Raw genomic sequence first — 16,538 nt, forward strand, 5'->3', positions numbered from 1 at the left:
AGCACGGTCAGCGCCTCGTCGGCGCCGACCGGGGCTGGGGCGGGCGGGTCCGGGGCGGTCCCGCCGCGCCGGGAGAGGTGGGGGGGCCCCCCCCGCCCCCCGCCCCCCCCCCCCCCCCCCCCCCGCCCCCCCCCCCCCCCCCCCCGCGACTCGGTGCTGCGCAAGCTGCGCGAGCTGCGCGAGTTCGGGTACGACCGGAGGGCTAGATACCGCGGGCGAGGCGGTAGTAGGCCGCGTTCCAGTGGAGCTCCTTGGCGAATTCGCGGAGCGTGGTCGACTCGTCGATGATGACCAGTTCGTTCTCGGCCATCCTGGCGAAGTCCTCGAACGCCTCGACGCCGACAGCGGTCGACATGACCGTGTGGTGTGCTCCGCCCGCTTCGAGCCAGGCGGTGGCCGAGGTCGTGAAGTCGGGTGCCGGCTTCCACACTGCACGGCCGACCGGGAGCTTCGGCAGGGCGGCGGTGGGCGCGACGACCTCGACGACGTTGGCGACAAGGCGGAAGCGGTCGCGCATGTCGCTGAGGGCGACGACCACGGCAGGACCCGGGTCGGCGGTGAAGACGAGCCGCACCGGGTCGTCCTTCCCGCCGATGCCGAGCGGGTGCACCTCCAGGGTCGGTGTGCTGCTCGTGAGCGTCGGGCTGACCTCGAGCATGTGGGCGCCCAGGATGACCTCCGCGCCCGGGGTGAGGTCGTAGGTGTAGTCCTCCATGAGGGATGCCCCGCCCGGCAGGCCGGCACCCATCACGTTCGCTGCGCGCACCAGGACGGCCGTCTTCCAGTCGCCTTCGGCGCCGAAACCGTAGCCGTCGGCCATGAGCCGCTGCACGGCGAGGCCGGGGAGCTGCGTGAGCGAGCCCAGGTCTTCGAAGCTGGTCGTGAACGCCCCGAAGTCGCCCGCCTCCAGGAAGGAGCGCAGGCCGAGCTCGATCGCGGCGCCGTCGCGGAGGGACCGGTGGCGCTCGCCGCCCGCGCGCAGTTCGGGCGCGACGTCGTACAGCTCTTCGTATTCGGCCACGAGGGCGTCGATGTCGGCCTCGGAGGCGGCTGCGACCGCATCCGCGAGCTCGTTGACACTCCACGTGTTCACCTGGACGCCGAAGCGCACCTCGGCCTCCGTCTTGTCGCCCTCGGTCACGGCGACGAAGCGCATGTTGTCGCCGAAGCGGGCGAGCTTCAGGGAGCGCACGGCGGCCCATCCGGCGGCTGCGCGCATCCACGTACCGATGCGGGCGGTGACGCGGGCGTCGCTGACGTGTCCGACGACGGTCGTGCGTGCCACTCCGAGGCGGGATGCGATGTAGCCGAACTCGCGGTCGCCGTGCGCGGCCTGGTTGAGGTTCATGAAGTCGAAGTCGATCTCCGCCCACGGCAGCTCCACATTGGCCTGCGTGTGGAAGTGCAGCAGCGGCTTCTGGAGCGCCTGGAGTCCGCCGATCCACATCTTCGCGGGGCTGAAGGTGTGCATCCATGCGATGAGACCGATGACCGAGTCGTCCGCGTTGGCCTCGAGGGCGATACGGCGGATCGCGTCGGCGTCGGTCAGCACGGGCTTCCACACGACGCGCACGGGCACATCCTGCGACGCGGCGAGCTGGTCGGCGATCGCCCGCGACTGGTCGGCGACCTGCTGGAGCGTCTCGGGACCGTACAGGTGCTGGCTGCCGGTGAGGAACCAGACCTCGTAGTGGTCGAGGGTGGTGGTGGGTTTCGGCATCAGCTGATGGCTCCTTCCGGGCTCTGCCCGTAGACGTTCTGGTAGCGGTGGAAGAGGCTGTCGATAGCCTCCTGAGGAATGGGGACGAGCGGTCCGCCCTGACGCGCGATGTGCACGGTGCGGGCCACGTCCTCCGCCATCACGGCGGCCTTGACGGCGTCGCGGGCGTCGCGGCCGATGGTGAAGACGCCGTGGTTCTGCATGAGGACGGCGCGCGAGCGGTGGCCGGTGAGTGTCGCGACGATGCCCCGGCCGATGGAGTCGTCGCCGATGATCGCGAACGGTCCGACCGGGATGTCGCCTCCGAACTCGTCGGCCATCGCTGTGATGACACAGGGGATGGGCTCGGCTCGGGCAGCCCACGCGGTGGCATAGGTCGAGTGCGTGTGCACCACACCGCCGACCTCGGGCAGGTGGCGATAGACGTATGCGTGCGCCGCGGTGTCGCTCGATGGCGACCGCTCGCTCCCGAGCGACCCCGGTACGACCGCGCCGTCGAGGGTGCAGAGGATCATATTCTCGGGCGCGAGGTCGTCGTAGTCGACACCGCTCGGCTTGATCACGAAGAGGTCGGCGCCCGGCACCCGGCCGGAGACGTTGCCGCCCGTCCAGACGACGAGCCCGTTGCGGGTGAGTTCGCCGTGCAGTGCCGCCACTTGTTCGCGGACGGCCCTGACCTGCGGTGTTTCGAGGTCGCTGGTCACAATGCGGTTCCTTTCGGTGCGATCGACTCGACGGCGGCGCGTTCGACCGCCAGGCCGGCGCGGTAGCGCTCGAGGTAGGCGCCGAATCCCGCGACATCGTCGGGATGCGGTTCCGTCGTCTCGAGCTCGAACCCGCCGAAGACCCTCTCCTGCAGGAAGCCGTCGAGGTCGGAGTCCGCCGAGCCGAAGAGGTATGCGGCCAGCACGGCGATGCCCCAGGCGCCGCCCTCGGATGCTGTCTCCGACACGGACACGGGGGCATCGAGTGCGCCGGCGAGGAAGCGCTGCGCCACTCCGGCGGTGCGGAACATCCCGCCGTGGGCGAACATCCGGTCCAGAGCGACGCCCTCGTCTGCGAGCACGCGCATCCCGAGGGCGAGCGTGCCGAAGACTCCGTACAGCTGGGCCCGCATGAAGCTGCCCAGCGTGAGCCGGCTGTCCGGCGTTCGGACCACGAGCGGGCGGCCCTCATCGAGGCCTGTGATCGGCTCTCCCGCGAGGTAGTTGTATGCGAGCAGGCCCCCGGCATCGGCGTCGCCGTCGAGCGCCTCGCGGAACAGAGCGTCGTACACGGCATCCGCTTCGAGGGGAGCGCCGGTGATCGCCGCGAATCGGGAGAACAGGCCCGTCCACGCCGCGAGTTCGCTCGCCCCGTTGTTGCAGTGCACCATGGCGACCGGATCACCCGCCGGCGTGGTGACGATGTCGATCTCGTGGTGGATGTTCGCCAGAGGACGTTCGAGGACGACCATCGCGAAGATGCTGGTTCCTGCGCTGACGTTCCCGGTGCGCGGGGCGATCGCGCTCGTCGCCACCATCCCGGTGCCCGCGTCGCCTTCCGGCGGGCAGAACGGGATCCCCGGGCGCAGCGAGCCGGTCGGGTCGAGGAGCGCTGCGCCGTCCGAGCTCAGCTCACCGGCGGACCGCCCCGCGACCAGCACCTCGGGCAGGAGGTCCGCAAGGCGGAAGTCCGGCATCCGTGCGGCGACGAGTCCGTCGTAGCGCTCGACGAGCCGAGCGTCGTAGTCCGCGGTCGCCGGATCGATCGGGAACATCCCGGACGCGTCGCCAACGCCGATGGCCTTGCGGCCGGTGAGGCGCCAGTGCACGTATCCGGCCAGCGTGGTGAGGAACGTCACCTGCCCGACGTGGGGCTCGGAGTCCACGACCGCCTGGTGCAGGTGGGCGATGGACCAGCGCAACGGGATGTTCAGGTCGAACAGCTCGGTCAGCTCCGCCGCCGCGGGGCCGGTGGTGGTGTTGCGCCAGGTGCGGAAGGGGACGAGCAGCTCGTCGTCGGCGCCGAACGGCAGATAGCCGTGCATCATCGCGGAGACGCCGATGGCGGAGTAGGTCTCGGGCCGCACACCCTGGCGGCGTTCCGCGTCGGCGACCAGGTCGGCGTATGCGGCCTGCAGCCCCGACCAGACGGCGTCGAGGGAGTACGTCCACATCCGGTCGCTGTACTCGTTCTCCCACTCGTGGGAGCCGACCGCGAGCACCGTCGACGGGTCGGCGGCGTCGACCAGGCAGGCCTTGATGCGCGTCGACCCCAGCTCGATGCCGAGGGTGGTGCGCCCGCTCGCGATGGCGTCGCGTGCGTCGCGCCCGCGCGCTGGTACGTCGGAGCCGTCGGCAGCCATAGTCGTCCTCACCTCGTTGTGACCGGTCACAAATTGTGTCTCCGTCGAGCATACGACGTCACGGGCGGCCGGTGTCAAGTCGGGGCCCGTGCGTGAGTCGCGCCAAATCGACCCTCCCGGTCGCGACGAAGGTCGATCCGGCGCGACTCAGCGGCTCACGACGCTCAGGCGCGCCCGGTGGAGGCGCGCACGATGAGCTGAGGCTGGATGACGGGGTCTGCCGGCACCGGACGCTGCTCGATGGCGGCCAGCAGGCGGCCGACGCAGGTGCGCCCGAGCTCCGCGAAGTCCTGGCGCACCGTGGTGAGAGGCGGGGCGAAGTACGCGGCCTCGGGGATGTCGTCGAAACCGACCACGCTGACGTCACCCGGTGTGTCGCGGCCACTGACCCGCACCGCGTGCAGAACGCCCAGCGCCATCTGGTCGTTCGAGGAGAACACGGCGGTGATCGCCGGGTCCGTCAGCAGTTCGGCGCCGATGCGGTACCCGGATGCGCTGGTCCAGTCACCGGGAGCCGAAACGACCGCGCGCAGGCCGGCGGCGTCGGCCTCCTGCAGGAATCCGTCGCGGCGCGCACCGGCCTCGGCCCAGTCCTGGGGTCCGGCGAGGTGCGCGATCACCCGGTGACCGAGCCCGGCGAGGTGCCGCACGGCCATCCGCGCCCCCTCCGTCTGGTCGACGAAGACGCCGTCCGCTCCGTCCGCGTCCTCGGCGCCGTGGAGCGTCACGGACGGGACGACGATCGCCACATCGCGCATCGCATCCAGCACCCGACGCTGGGGAGCGACCACGACGATCCCCTCGACCGCTTGGGCCATCAGGTGGTCGAGTGCGGCCTCGATCTCGTCGCCGTCGATCGACGCGAGGTGGGCGATCGCCACGAAGTATCCGGCGTCGCGGGCCGCACTCTCGACCGCGTCGATGCTGCTCGCCGGCCCGTACAGAGCCGAGGACGACAGTGCGAGGATGCCGATCGTGTTCGAGCGTGCGGTGGACAGCATCCGTGCCGCCCTGTTCGGCCGGAACTGCAGTTCCTCCATGGCGGCGAGCACGCGCAGCTTGGTGCTGTCCCGGATGCTGGGGTGGTCGTTCACGACCCGGGAGACCGTCTGTCGCGACACTCCCGCCAGGGCGGCGACCTCTCGCACTCCGGCCTTCTTCTCCGAGCTGTCCACGGTCTCACCATAATGGCCGCGACGAATCCCGGAGGCGCCCGACGCGATGGTTAGTGTAGCCTTACCTAAGTTCAGCCGGGGAGTGGAAGGTGCCTGTGTGAGTCTCGTCGCGTCGCCGATCGTCAAGATCGCCTGCCCCGCGTATCGTCCGTACCGGGCACAGGTCGCCACGGTCGTCCAGCTGACGCCGCACTTCACGCGAATCACCTTCGAGTCTCCCGACTTCGACATCTTCGGCACCGACCGCCTCGACCAGCGCATCAAGATCGTGTTCCCGCTCGAGGACGGCTCACTCTCCGGCCTCGGCGTGGACGACGACGAATCGCTGGCTTCGGGCGACTGGTACGGTCAGTGGCGCTCCCTGCCCGACGAACAACGCTGCCCGATCCGCACGTACACGGTGCGCGGCGTCGACCAAGTTGCGCGGCGGCTCGAGGTCGACTTCGTCGCTCACGGCGACGGCGGTCCGGCCGCACGCTGGCTCGCCTCCGCGGCCGAGGGTGACGAGGTGATCATCGTCGGACCGGATGCGCGGAGCATCGACTCCGCCCAGGGCATCGACTGGAACCCGGGCGACGCGACCGACCTGCTGCTCGTCGGTGACGAGACCGCCGCGCCCGCCATCGCGTCCATCCTCGAATCGCTGCCCGCCGATCGCCGGGTGCACGCCTTCATCGAGGTTCCGGATGCGGCCGACCGGCTTCCGCTCGAGCTGCCCGGGCAGTTCTCGGTCACCTGGCTCGACCGCGCCGGTGGCGCGAACGGCTGCGCGCTGGTGCCGGCCGTCGAGCGCTGGGTGGCAGAGCATCCGGAGACCGTCGACGCGGCCGCAGCGGCGCGTGCGCAGTCGCTCGACGACATCGACATCGACGTCGAGACGCTGTGGGAGCTGCCGGAGCACGCCCCGAGCGGGCTGTACGCCTGGATCGCGGGCGAGTCGGGAACCGTCAAGACCATCCGCCGACTGCTGGTCACGCACAACGGCGTCGACCGCGGTCGCGTCGCGTTCATGGGGTACTGGCGGCTCGGCAAGTCCGAGAGCCAGGGCTGATTCCCGGCGGGGCCGGCCTCAGCCCTTCGCGTTCTGCACGCCGCTGAACGTATTCGAATAATCGTCGAGCCACGTCCAGTGGCTGACGGGCCAGCTGAGCACGAACGCCCGGCCCACCACGTCATCCAGCGGCACGAACCCTTTGCCGGGGTCGTTCTGGTGGTACCGGGAGTCGGCCGAGTTGTAGCGGTTGTCGCCCATGACCCAGATCTTGCCGGGTGGCACGGTCACCGAGAAGTCGTCACGGGACACGGCCTCGACGCCGGCGGGCAGCAGGACGTACGGCTCCTTGAGCGGAACGCCGTTCACACTCATCTGGCCGAGGGCGTTGCAGCAGGTGATCGTGTCTCCCGGCAGTCCGATCAGGCGCTTCACGAGGTGCTGGTCGCTGTCCGACGCGCTGAGGCCGACGAAGTCGAGCACCGCGGAGAGCGGGTTGGTCGCGACCGGAGGCTGCGCAGGCAGCCAGCCGCCCGGATCCTTGAACACGACGACATCGCCGCGCTGCAGCGGGAAGACCTTGGGCTGCAGCTCGTTGACGATGATCCTGTCGTTGATCTGCAGCGTGTTCTCCATCGATCCCGACGGGATGTAGAAGGAGCGGGCGACGAACGTCTTGATCAGAAACGAGACGAGCACGGCCACGACGAAGATGACCAGGACGTCGCGCAGCAGGGTCATCCAGGTGGCCTTCTTCCCGCCACGGCGGCGGCGGCGGGGCGTGGCGGCAGTCTCGGTCACAGTCGTACACGGTACCGGGTGGATGCTGGGAGATGCATGCGACTCCCTAACGGGTGACAGGCATTCCCTTGTTTCGCCAACCTGCCGGTGAGACCATCAAAGAACGAGACTCCCGGCGCCCCGTCGGGAGAAACGCGTGACCATGCCGAACCGGTTCGAGCGTCCAGAAATGGAGTCACGACGCGGAGGACCGCGCCGCGCTACCCGGCTCTGCGCCGTCGCCGTGCTGGTGGCCGGTCTGTCACTCGGTGCTCAGTCCGCGGCGTTCGCCGATGACTGCTCCGGCGGGGCTTCCGGATGCGCGCAGCAGACGCCCACGCCCGATCCGCAGCGCACACAGGCACCGCAGCCGTCGCAGGCTCCGACCCAGGTTCCGGTGCCCAGTCCCGATCCGACCGCGACGCTGATTCCGACCCCGACCCCTGAGCCGACAGACACCCCGACGCCGACGCCGACCCCGACCCCGACGCAAACTCCGACGCAGACTCCGACGCCGACCCCGACCGACTCGCCCACGCCCACGCCGGCGCCGGTCCCCGTTCCGACCGACGACATCCCGCTCGCCCCCTCCCCGGTGCTCTCCAGCGGATTCACTCTCGATCGCGCACAGGTGGTGGAGGCGGCGCAGCTCGCCAGCCGTCTGGCGGACGCCCAAGAGACGCTCACCACGGCGACCGACACCGCTCGCGGCACCCAGCGCGAGAAGGATCGGGCGCAGGCGGCCGCGGACATGCTCGCGAAGCACGCCGCCGCCGCCGAGAAGACGGCCGCGGCCTCCGCGGCGTCCGCCGTCGCCCTCCTTCGTGCGCACGACACGAGATCGTTGGCGGCCGACCCGTTGGCGTCCGCCCTCGCCTCGCCCGGCGATCTGCTGCAGAAACTCGGCGCCGTCGACCGCTTCAACCGCGCGAGCGCATCCGTCGGCGCGGCCATGAAAGAGGCCTCGGCCGATGCCAGAACGGCCGAGAAGCTGCGCGACCAGGCGAGCGCCGCCGCCGGCACGGCCGCCGGTGTGGACGTCGGGGCGAGCGAGTCGGCGGTCGCCACCGCTCAAGCCCAGGTCGATGCCGCGGCCAGCGCCCTGGACGAGCTGCCCACGCTGCAGTTGGCGGATGTGGGCTGGCAGGCGCTGCTGAGCGTGCCGGCCGACGCCTCCGGATGGGCGCTGCCGGTTCACGGAACCCTGACCGACGTCTTCGGACCCCGCCCCTCCCGCCCGGCGGGAACCGCCGTCTTCCACGCAGGCGACGACATCGGTGCGAGCTGCGGCACCCCGATCTTCGCCGCGAGCGCGGGAGTCGTCGTGGAGGCCGGTTGGAACGGAAGCTACGGCAACTTCGTGCTCATCGACCATGGCGGCGGCGTGCAGACCGCGTACGGCCACATCGTCGACGGGGGCCTCGCGGTGACCGCCGGCCAGGCCGTGGCCGCCGGACAGCAGATCGCCAGCGTCGGAACCACCGGCGCCTCGACCGGCTGCCACCTGCACTTCGAGGTGCGGATCGCCGGGCTGCAGATCGATCCGCTGCCGTTCATGGCCGCACGCGGGGTGGCGCTCGGCGGGCACTGACTCCGCTGCCGTCGGGACCCTGGGTGCTGTCCCAGAGTCTCTGGGCCATTCCGCGATCCTGGGCGTAGGTTGCAGACATGACCGAACTCACCGAGCTCGTCGGGTCATGGATGCGGCTCCAGCGCTGGTACTCGACGAAGAGCGTCGAACCACGCCTGCGCCTGCTCGCCTCGTTCGAAGCCGAACCCGCGCCGGACGGCGCGCGCGCGATCACCCACTTCTTCGCCGACGACGCCCCGAGGCTGCCGCGCGTGTACCAGGTGCCGGTCGTGGCCAGGGTCGGCCGTGAGGGCGATCCCGCAGCGTACATCGGCGAGGCGGGCGGCCGTCAGCTCTACGACGGACCGGCCGATGAGGCCTACGTGTCGTCGCTCGTCGAGCTGATCGCCGGCATCGGACGCACGGAGGGCGGCGCAGCGTCCGCTCGCGGTCACCGCATCGGCGACCCGCTCACTCTGCACTCCTCGCGCAGGCTCACGGGGGAGCAGTCGAACACCTCGATCGTCGGCGAGCTCGACGACGGGACTCTCGTGCTGATCAAGGTCTTCCGCGTGGTTCAGGACGGGGCGAATCCCGACGTCTCCACCCTGGCGGCACTCACCACCGGCGGATCGCGCCGCACGCCTGAGCTGCACGGCTGGGTGTCGGGGAGCTGGCCGCGGCCGGACGGGCTGGGCCGTGCATCCGGTGAGCTCGCCCTCGTGCAGAGTTTTCTGACCGGCGCCGAAGACGGCTGGGAGCTCGCGGTGAGCGCGGCGGAGCGCGGTGAGGACTTCCAGGAGCGGGCATTCGCGCTGGGAGCCGGAACAGCCGAACTGCATACACAGCTGGCCGCGGTGCTGCCGACCAAGCCGGCGATGCGAGAGGATGTCGCGCTCGCGCTCGACGGCATGTTCCAGCGACTTACCATCGCCAGCACCGAGGTTCCCGTCATCGCTGCGTCGCGGGCGGAGATCGCCGCGGTGTACGAGCTCGCGGCGCAGTCGCAGAATCTGCTGCTGCAGCGCATCCACGGCGACCTGCACCTCGGTCAGGTGCTCTTCTCGGCTGAGCGTGGCTGGCAGTTCATCGACTTCGAGGGCGAGCCCCTGCGTCCGCTGGCCGAGCGAGCGCTTCCGGATGCGCCCCTGCGGGACGTCGCCGGGATGCTCCGCTCCTTCGATTACGTCGCCGGATCGCTCGCCCGCCGCGACCCGCCCATCGAGGTGTCCGCCTGGGCTGCACGGGCGCGGCAGTCCTACCTCGACGGCTACGCCGCTGTCGCCGGGTCCGCCGTCGCCGACCACGCGGCGCTGCTCGATGCGTTCGAACTGGACAAGGCCGTGTACGAGGTCACCTACGAGTCGCGGCACCGCCCATCCTGGCTGCCGATCCCGCTCGCCGCGGTCAACCGGCTGCTCTCCGCCCGCGTCTCCTGACCCGCGGCGCGTGCCCGGCGCTTCTCGCCGGTCGCCGTGTCTGAATGAGGGGTGGGGGGGGGGCCCGGCCCCCCCCCCCCCCCCGCCGCCGGGGGGCGCGCCCCCCTCCGCCGCCGGGGGCGCGGGGCGGGCGGGGCTGGGCCGGCTGTTTCGGTGGCGGCGCCCCCGCGCGCGCCCGCCGGGCCCGGCCGGGGGGGGTGGCCGCACCCCTCATCCGGGCGCGGCATCGCGAGGCGGCGTGTTGCGACCCCTCATTGTGCGCGGGCGGGCGAAGAAAGACGCAGCGCGCGAGTGGCGAAGAAGACGGACAAGCCTCGGCGCCCACGCGTTACCCTCGCGTCAGGCGCCGGGCCGGTCGGCACGTATTCGAAGCCAGAATATGCCGCCTTGGGATCGATTGTCCCGCTGCATGACAGGCGGCGATAGGTAGAACGTACAGTCCAGTCCTGTGCGGCCTAGCGTGCGGTCGAGCCTGCGGCCGTCTCGTTCACGGTGCTCGCCGCGGCGCCCACGCGATAGCGCGAGCCCTTGTGGTCGGCCGGGAGCCGGTCGCCGGCGCCGTGCAGCTTGTGACGGAGGCTGCCCGGCACGTAGTCCTCGGGGTAGGCACCGCGCTTGCGCAGCTCGGGGATGACGAACTCGACGACGTCTTCGAAGGTGCCCGGCGTGATCGCGTAGGCCAGGTTGAAGCCGTCGACGTCGGTGTCCTCCACCCACTGCTGCAGCTGATCGGCGATCTCGGAGCCCGAGCCGACGATGAACGGGCCCAGGCCGCCGATCGCGCCGAGGCGGCCGATGTCCCGCACGGTCCACTCGCTGCCGTCCTCGTTGGCGCGCTGATAGTTGGCGACCACCGACTGGATGGCGTTGCTCTTCACGTTGCCGATCGGCTCGTCGAGGTCGTACTTCGAGAGGTCGACGCCCATCCAGCCCGACATGAACACGAGGGCGCCCCCGGGGCTGGCGTAATCCAGGAAGTTCTCGTACTTCGCCTGGGCCTTCTCGCTGGTCTCGTCGGTGATGATCGTCAGCAGGGTGTAGATCTTGGCGGCGTAGCGGTCTCGTCCCGCAGCCTCCAGACCGTCGCGGATCTTCGTGACGGTCGCCTTCAGGCCCTCCTTCGTGGAGGCGGCGACGAAGATGGCCTCCGCGTTCGCAGCGGCGAAACCGATCCCGCGGCTCGATGCACCGGCCTGGTAGATCACCGGCGTGCGCTGCACGCTCGGCTCGCTGAGGTGGATTCCGGGCACGGTGAAGTGCTTGCCCTTGTGTCCGATCTCGTGCACCTTGGCCGGGTCGGTGAAGACCCCGGTCTCGCGGTCGCGGATGACGGCGTCGTCTTCCCACGAACCCTCCCACAGCTTGTACAGCACCTCGAGGTACTCATCGGCGTGGTCGTAGCGGTCGTCGTGCTCGAGCTGGTCCTCATTGCCCATGTTCCGCGCGGCCGACGGCAGGTAGCCGGTCACGACGTTCCAGCCGACGCGGCCGTTCGTGAGGTGGTCCAGCGTCGACATGCGGCGGGCGAAGGGGTACGGATGCTCGTACGCGGTCCCAGCGGTGACCCCGAATCCGAGATGCTCCGTCACGAGCGCCATCGCCGAGATGAGCAGCACCGGGTCGTTCACGGGAACCTGGGCACCGTGCCGGATGGCCGCCTCGTTCGAGCCGCCGTACACGTCGTACGTGCCCAGCACGTCCGCGATGAAGATGCCGTCGAACGCCCCGCGCTCGAGCAGTTTGGCGAGCTCGGTCCAGTAGGTGAGGTCCTTGTACCGCCAGGCCTGGTCGTCGGGGTGGCGCCACATGCCGGAGGACTGGTGGGCGACGCAGTTCATGTCGAACGCGTTGAAACGGATCTGACGGGTCATATGGTCCAGGATGCGGCACGCGGACGGGCCACGCATCCGGAACGCAACATGCCGTAACGCGGTCAGTGCCCGGCGACGTCAGCGCCCGGTGAAACGGGGCGGCCGCTTCTCCTGAAAGGCGAGGAATCCCTCACGGTAGTCGGCCGTGTCACGCAGGGCCGCCTGGGCGGCGTTCTCGGCGGCGACCGAGTCCCACAGCGCGAGCTGCTCGTCGCGGAGGGCGCGCACGATCGCCTTCGACGCGACAAGAGCGGCAGTGGCCCCGGATGCGGCGGCCGCGGCGGCCGCATCCACCGTGTCCTGCAGCTCGGCGGCGGGGAGCACCCGGCTGAATAGTCCGGACTCGACCGCCTCGGTACCCGACATGAGCCGACCGGTATAGACCAGGTCAAGCGTCTTGTGTGCTCCCAGCCGTGAGACGAAGAGGGAGTGGCCGCCCGAATCGAGCAGTGCGCCGAGCGCAGCGAACGGTGAGCCGATCTTCGCCGAGTCGGCCACGTACACGACGTCCGTCGCCATCAGCAGCCCCAGCCCGATGCCGAGGCACGCCCCCTGTGCGGCTGCGAAGGTCGGCGCCGGAAAGGCGCTGATCCGCCGCAGGAGCGGGGTGACCAGATCGTCGAGGATGCCCCTCACGTCATCGGTGGCAGGATCGACCCCCGCGATGTCGCGCCCGGCACAGAACGCGCGTCCCTCGCCGCGCAGCACGAGGGCCCGCACTCCCGCCGCTTCGGCGGTCGCATACGCTGCATCGAGGTCGCGCAGCGCCGGCTCGTCGAGCGCGTTGAGTTTCGACGGCGCATTCAACGTGATGCGGGCGATCCCGTCGGCGATGGCGAGGTCGATCATCGTGGTCTCCTCCGTGGATTCCTCCGTGGTGCTCTCAGACGTCATAGTCGACCACCACCCTGTCGGTCAGCGGATGCGACTGGCACGTGAGCACGTAGCCGCGTTCCAGCTCCTCCGGCTCGAGCGCGTAGTTCTCGGTCATCCGCACATCTCCAGACACCAGTCGCGCCCGGCAGGTGCCGCACACGCCACCGGCGCACGCGAAGGGCACATCCGGTCGTACGCGCAGCGCGGCGTTCAGCACCGACTCGTTCGCGTCGACCGGCGTGGTCACGGTCGACGTCTGGCCGTCGAGCGAGAACTCGATCTCGACGGTCCTGTCGCCCTCGTGCGCGATCACCGGGCGGCCGTGATCGCCCGTGACCTGCCCGGGCTCACCGGTCGTGAACAGCTCGAAGTGGATGCGCGTGCGCGGCACCTCCAGCGACTCCAGCACATCCCGGCAGAGCTGCACGAGCTCGAACGGTCCGCACAGGAACCACTCGTCGACGGTGGCCGGCGGGATGAGCAGGTCGAGCATCCGGCGCAGGCGCTCTTCGTCGATCCGGCCCGACAGCAGGGGGGCCGACCGCTGCTCCCGCGAGAGCACGTGGTGCAGTGCGAGCCGGGCAGGGTACCGGTCCTTCAGGTCGGAGAGCTCGTCGAGGAACATCACGTCGATCGCCGTGCGGTTCGTGTAGACGAGCGTGAAGCGGCTGGTGTCCGACGCGGCGAGGATGCTGTGCGCCAGCGACATGAGCGGCGTGATCCCCGAGCCGGCCGCGACACCGACCACGTGTTTGCCGTCGAGCGCGCCGAGGTCGGTCGTGAACGTGCCCTGCGGACTCATCACGTCGATCCGGTCGCCCGCGGACAGCTCGCTCGTCGCCCAGGTGGAGAACGCCCCGCCGAGGTCCCGCTTGATCGCCACGCTGATGCTGCCCGGCGTCGGCGGCCGGCAGATCGAGTAGCTGCGCCGCAGTTCGTGACCACCGACCGTCGCGCGCAACGCGACGTGCTGGCCCGGCAGGTAGTCGTACTCGCCGCGCAGGTCGTCCGGAACGGCGAAGGTGACCTCGACGCTTGCCGAGGTCAGGGGCCGCACCTCGGCGACCGCGAGTGTGTGAAAGCGGGCGCGGGGCACTAGAGCTCCTCCCGCATCAGAAGGGCTTCAGATAGTCGAACGGCTCACCGCATGCGCGGCACTCGTAGAGCGCCTTGCACGCTGTCGACCCGAAGTGGGAGAGCTCACGGGTGTCGAGCGACTGGCAGTGCGGACACTTCACGGCGAGCCGCAGCCCCACGGGGCCGGTGACGGCCGCGCGCCCGGTCGGCGGGGCGATCCCGAAGCGTTCGAGTGCCGCCTTTCCGGCATCGCTGATCCAGTCGGTCGTCCAGGCGGGCGACAGCGTGAGCCGCACGGTGACGTTGCCGAATCCCGCGTCGGCGAGAGCGTGCACGACATCCTCACGGATCGCGTCCATCGCGGGGCAGCCGCTGTAGGTCGGAGTCACGACCACCTCGACGCCGTCGTCGGTGACCGTGACCTCGCGCAGGATGCCCAGGTCGTCGATCGTGAGCACCGGGACCTCCGGGTCCATGACCGCGGCGGCCGTGTCCCACGCTCGTGTCGCGTCCGCGAAGTGGCCGGTCACCAGCTGGCTCCCGGATGCTGTCGAGCGAGCACCTGCAGCTCGGCCAGCAGCGGCCCCAGGTACTCGGAGTGCTGCCCACGACGACCGCCTCCGGAAGCGACGAACGTCGCCGGCAGCTCCAGTTCGCTCCGGCGGAGCACCGGCTCGATGCTCGCGTCGAACGCCGGCCGCAGGCTCGACGGCCGTGGCGCGATGTCCTCGAGCCGATCGTTCAGGGGCTCGTCAACGAACAGCTCGTCCACCGACGGCCACAGGTCGGCGAGGGCGGTGACCAGACGGCGGCGCGACTCGTCGGTGCCGAGCGCGAGTCTCAGCATCCACTGGTCGGCGTGGTCGCGGTGGTAGTCGACCTCCTTGACCGCCTTCGCCGCGATCGCCGCGAGCACCGGGTCGGCGGAGGCGCGCAACCGCGCGTAGAGCTCGAACATGTAGTGCGACACGGCGAACTGCCGCACGATCGTGTGCGCGAAGTCGCCGTTCTGCTGCTCGAACAGGTGCGCCGACCGGAACTCGTGTTCGTCGCGCCAGTAGGCGAGGTCGTCTTCGCTGCGCCCGGATGCGCTGCCCGCGTAGCGGAGCAGCGAACGCGCGTGCCCGAGCAGATCGAGCGCGATGTTCGCGAGCGCGACATCCTCTTCGAGCTCGGGGGCGCGGGAGATCCACTCGCCGAGGCGCTGGGCGAGGATCAGGGAGTCGTCGCCGAGCCAGAGGGCGTACTCGGCGACGTCCTCGCTCGCCTTCGCGTCGCTCGTGACGAACTCGTCGGAGAGCCTGACCGCGGTCAGTTCGACGTGACCGTGTGCCGCCTCGACGGCGTCCATGCCGGGGTCGTCGGTCACAGGTGCTTCACCCCCTCGCTCGCCGTGTAGTACGTGGCGTGCCGGTAGTTCTTGCCGGCGGGGGATTCGAAGAACGAGCCCTTCGCATCCGGATCGCTCGCGGTGATCGCATCGGAGGGGACCACCCAGATCGAGACGCCCTCGCTGCGACGGGTATAGAGGTCTCGCGCATTGCGCACGGCCATCGTCTCGTCGGGCGCGTGCAGCGAGCCGACGTGCACATGGCTGAGACCGCGACTCGACCGCACGAAGACCTCCCAGAGCGGCCAGGTCTCCGGATGCGCGGCGTCGGGCGTGCCGGGGGCCGACATCAGGCGACCGCTCCCGTCTGTTCGGCGCGACGGGCCTCTTCGGCGCGGTCGGCCTCCGCGGCGGCATAGGCCGCAGCCGCCTCGCGCACCCAACGGCCCTCGTCGTGGGCGTCGCGGCGACGCTGCATCCGCTGCGCGTTGCACGGCCCGCGGCCGGCGAGCACCTCCTGGAATTCGGTCCAGTCGATCGGGCCGAGGTCGTACGCCTGCCGCTCCTCGTTCCAGCGCAGGTCGGGGTCGGGCAGGGTCACCCCGAGCGCTTCGGCCTGCGGCACGAGCATCCCGACGAACCGCTGACGCAGGTCGTCGTTCGAGAACCGCTTGATCTTCCACGCCATCGAGCGCGCGGAGTTGGGCGAGTCGTCGTCGGGCGGGCCGAACATCATCAGCGAGGGCCAGTACCAGCGGTCGACCGCATCCTGGGCCATCGCCTGCTGCGCAGGCGTGCCGCGCATCAGCTGGAGCAAAATCTCGAACCCCTGCCGCTGATGGAAGGACTCCTCTTTGCAGATGCGCACCATCGCCCTGCCGTAGGGGGCGTACGACGCGCGGCACAGCGGAACCTGGTTGCAGATCGCGGCGCCGTCGACCAGCCAGCCGATCGCGCCCATGTCGGCCCAGCTGAGCGTCGGGTAGTTGAAGATCGAGGAGTAGCGGGCTTTGCCGGCGATCAGCTGCTCGGTCATCTCGTCGCGCGTGATGCCGAGGGTCTGCGTGGCGGAGTAGAGGTACAGGCCGTGACCGGCCTCGTCCTGGACCTTCGCCATCAGGATCGCCTTGCGCTTGAGGCTGGGGGCGCGCGTGATCCAGTTGGCCTCCGGCTGCATCCCGATGATCTCGGAGTGGGCGTGCTGCGACATCTGCCGGATGAGCGACCTGCGGTAGTCGTCGGGCATCCAGTCGCGCGGCTCCACCCGGGAGTCGGAGCCGATGAGCTCGTCGAAGCGCTGCTGCCCCTGGTGCTGGGCTTCTGGCGCGTCCGTGCGCGCGGTTGCGGTGGTCATCGTCGACC

Annotated in this window: 15 protein-coding genes; 3 read left to right on the forward strand and 12 right to left on the reverse strand. The window is 70.3% G+C overall.

Going from position 1 to position 16,538, the window contains the following annotated elements; genetic code table 11:
• Positions 1–202: 202 nt before the first annotated feature.
• The 4 genes from araA to ACFVV0_RS11170 form a co-directional block, all read right to left on the reverse strand.
• Positions 203–1,720: an L-arabinose isomerase gene (gene araA / locus ACFVV0_RS11155; RefSeq protein WP_387062542.1), complete on the reverse strand. Its 1,518-nt coding sequence runs from the start codon at positions 1,718–1,720 to the stop codon at positions 203–205.
• Positions 1,720–2,424: an L-ribulose-5-phosphate 4-epimerase gene (locus tag ACFVV0_RS11160; protein ID WP_387062545.1), complete on the reverse strand. Its 705-nt coding sequence runs from the start codon at positions 2,422–2,424 to the stop codon at positions 1,720–1,722. The genes araA and ACFVV0_RS11160 overlap by 1 nt, the downstream gene beginning before the upstream one ends.
• Positions 2,421–4,067 (reverse strand): xylulokinase, encoded by a 1,647-nt coding sequence (locus ACFVV0_RS11165; RefSeq protein WP_387062548.1) that lies wholly within the window; start codon positions 4,065–4,067, stop codon positions 2,421–2,423. Before ACFVV0_RS11165 ends, ACFVV0_RS11160 begins: the two co-directional genes overlap by 4 nt.
• 164 nt (positions 4,068–4,231) lie before the next feature.
• Positions 4,232–5,242, reverse strand: coding sequence for a LacI family DNA-binding transcriptional regulator (locus tag ACFVV0_RS11170; protein WP_387062551.1), 1,011 nt, complete (start codon positions 5,240–5,242; stop codon positions 4,232–4,234).
• A gap of 97 nt (positions 5,243–5,339) precedes the next feature.
• Here ACFVV0_RS11170 and ACFVV0_RS11175 point away from each other — a divergent pair, with 97 nt between their 5' ends.
• Positions 5,340–6,293 carry a siderophore-interacting protein gene (locus tag ACFVV0_RS11175; RefSeq protein WP_387062554.1) on the forward strand — a complete coding sequence of 318 codons (954 nt, stop codon included), beginning with the start codon at positions 5,340–5,342 and terminating at the stop codon, positions 6,291–6,293.
• A gap of 18 nt (positions 6,294–6,311) precedes the next feature.
• Here ACFVV0_RS11175 and lepB read toward each other — a convergent pair whose 3' ends face one another.
• Positions 6,312–6,974: a signal peptidase I gene (gene lepB / locus ACFVV0_RS11180; protein WP_387063545.1), complete on the reverse strand. Its 663-nt coding sequence runs from the start codon at positions 6,972–6,974 to the stop codon at positions 6,312–6,314.
• Between the two features lie 229 nt (positions 6,975–7,203).
• Here lepB and ACFVV0_RS11185 point away from each other — a divergent pair, with 229 nt between their 5' ends.
• Together ACFVV0_RS11185 and ACFVV0_RS11190 are read left to right on the forward strand one after the other, a co-directional pair.
• The gene (locus ACFVV0_RS11185) at positions 7,204–8,604 is read left to right on the forward strand and encodes a peptidoglycan DD-metalloendopeptidase family protein (protein WP_387062557.1); all 1,401 of its coding nucleotides are present in this window, start codon (positions 7,204–7,206) and stop codon (positions 8,602–8,604) included.
• Positions 8,605–8,681: 77 nt separating this feature from the next.
• Positions 8,682–10,022 (forward strand): hypothetical protein, encoded by a 1,341-nt coding sequence (locus ACFVV0_RS11190; RefSeq protein WP_387062560.1) that lies wholly within the window; start codon positions 8,682–8,684, stop codon positions 10,020–10,022.
• 455 nt (positions 10,023–10,477) lie between these two features.
• Here ACFVV0_RS11190 and ACFVV0_RS11195 read toward each other — a convergent pair whose 3' ends face one another.
• The 7 genes from ACFVV0_RS11195 to paaA form a co-directional block, all read right to left on the reverse strand.
• The gene (locus ACFVV0_RS11195) at positions 10,478–11,893 is read right to left on the reverse strand and encodes an LLM class flavin-dependent oxidoreductase (protein WP_387062563.1); all 1,416 of its coding nucleotides are present in this window, start codon (positions 11,891–11,893) and stop codon (positions 10,478–10,480) included.
• A 78-nt stretch (positions 11,894–11,971) separates the two neighbouring features.
• The gene (locus ACFVV0_RS11200) at positions 11,972–12,742 is read right to left on the reverse strand and encodes an enoyl-CoA hydratase/isomerase family protein (RefSeq protein ID WP_387063548.1); all 771 of its coding nucleotides are present in this window, start codon (positions 12,740–12,742) and stop codon (positions 11,972–11,974) included.
• A 34-nt stretch (positions 12,743–12,776) separates the two neighbouring features.
• Positions 12,777–13,865: a 1,2-phenylacetyl-CoA epoxidase subunit PaaE gene (paaE, locus tag ACFVV0_RS11205; RefSeq protein WP_387062565.1), complete on the reverse strand. Its 1,089-nt coding sequence runs from the start codon at positions 13,863–13,865 to the stop codon at positions 12,777–12,779.
• A gap of 16 nt (positions 13,866–13,881) precedes the next feature.
• A complete protein-coding gene (gene paaD / locus ACFVV0_RS11210; RefSeq protein WP_387062568.1) occupies positions 13,882–14,376 on the reverse strand; it encodes a 1,2-phenylacetyl-CoA epoxidase subunit PaaD in 495 nt (164 codons plus the stop codon).
• Positions 14,373–15,197 (reverse strand): 1,2-phenylacetyl-CoA epoxidase subunit PaaC, encoded by an 825-nt coding sequence (paaC, locus tag ACFVV0_RS11215; RefSeq protein ID WP_387063551.1) that lies wholly within the window; start codon positions 15,195–15,197, stop codon positions 14,373–14,375. Before paaC ends, paaD begins: the two co-directional genes overlap by 4 nt.
• Before the next feature lie 14 nt (positions 15,198–15,211).
• Positions 15,212–15,526 carry a 1,2-phenylacetyl-CoA epoxidase subunit PaaB gene (paaB, locus tag ACFVV0_RS11220; RefSeq protein ID WP_387062571.1) on the reverse strand — a complete coding sequence of 105 codons (315 nt, stop codon included), beginning with the start codon at positions 15,524–15,526 and terminating at the stop codon, positions 15,212–15,214.
• Entirely contained in the window at positions 15,526–16,530 is a 1,005-nt protein-coding gene (paaA, locus tag ACFVV0_RS11225) for a 1,2-phenylacetyl-CoA epoxidase subunit PaaA (RefSeq protein WP_387062575.1), read from the reverse strand. The genes paaB and paaA overlap by 1 nt, the downstream gene beginning before the upstream one ends.
• Positions 16,531–16,538 lie beyond the last annotated feature (8 nt).

Origin of the sequence: Leifsonia sp. NPDC058230, assembly GCF_042882245.1 — a bacterium.
Taxonomy (GTDB): Bacteria; Actinomycetota; Actinomycetes; order Actinomycetales; family Microbacteriaceae; genus Leifsonia.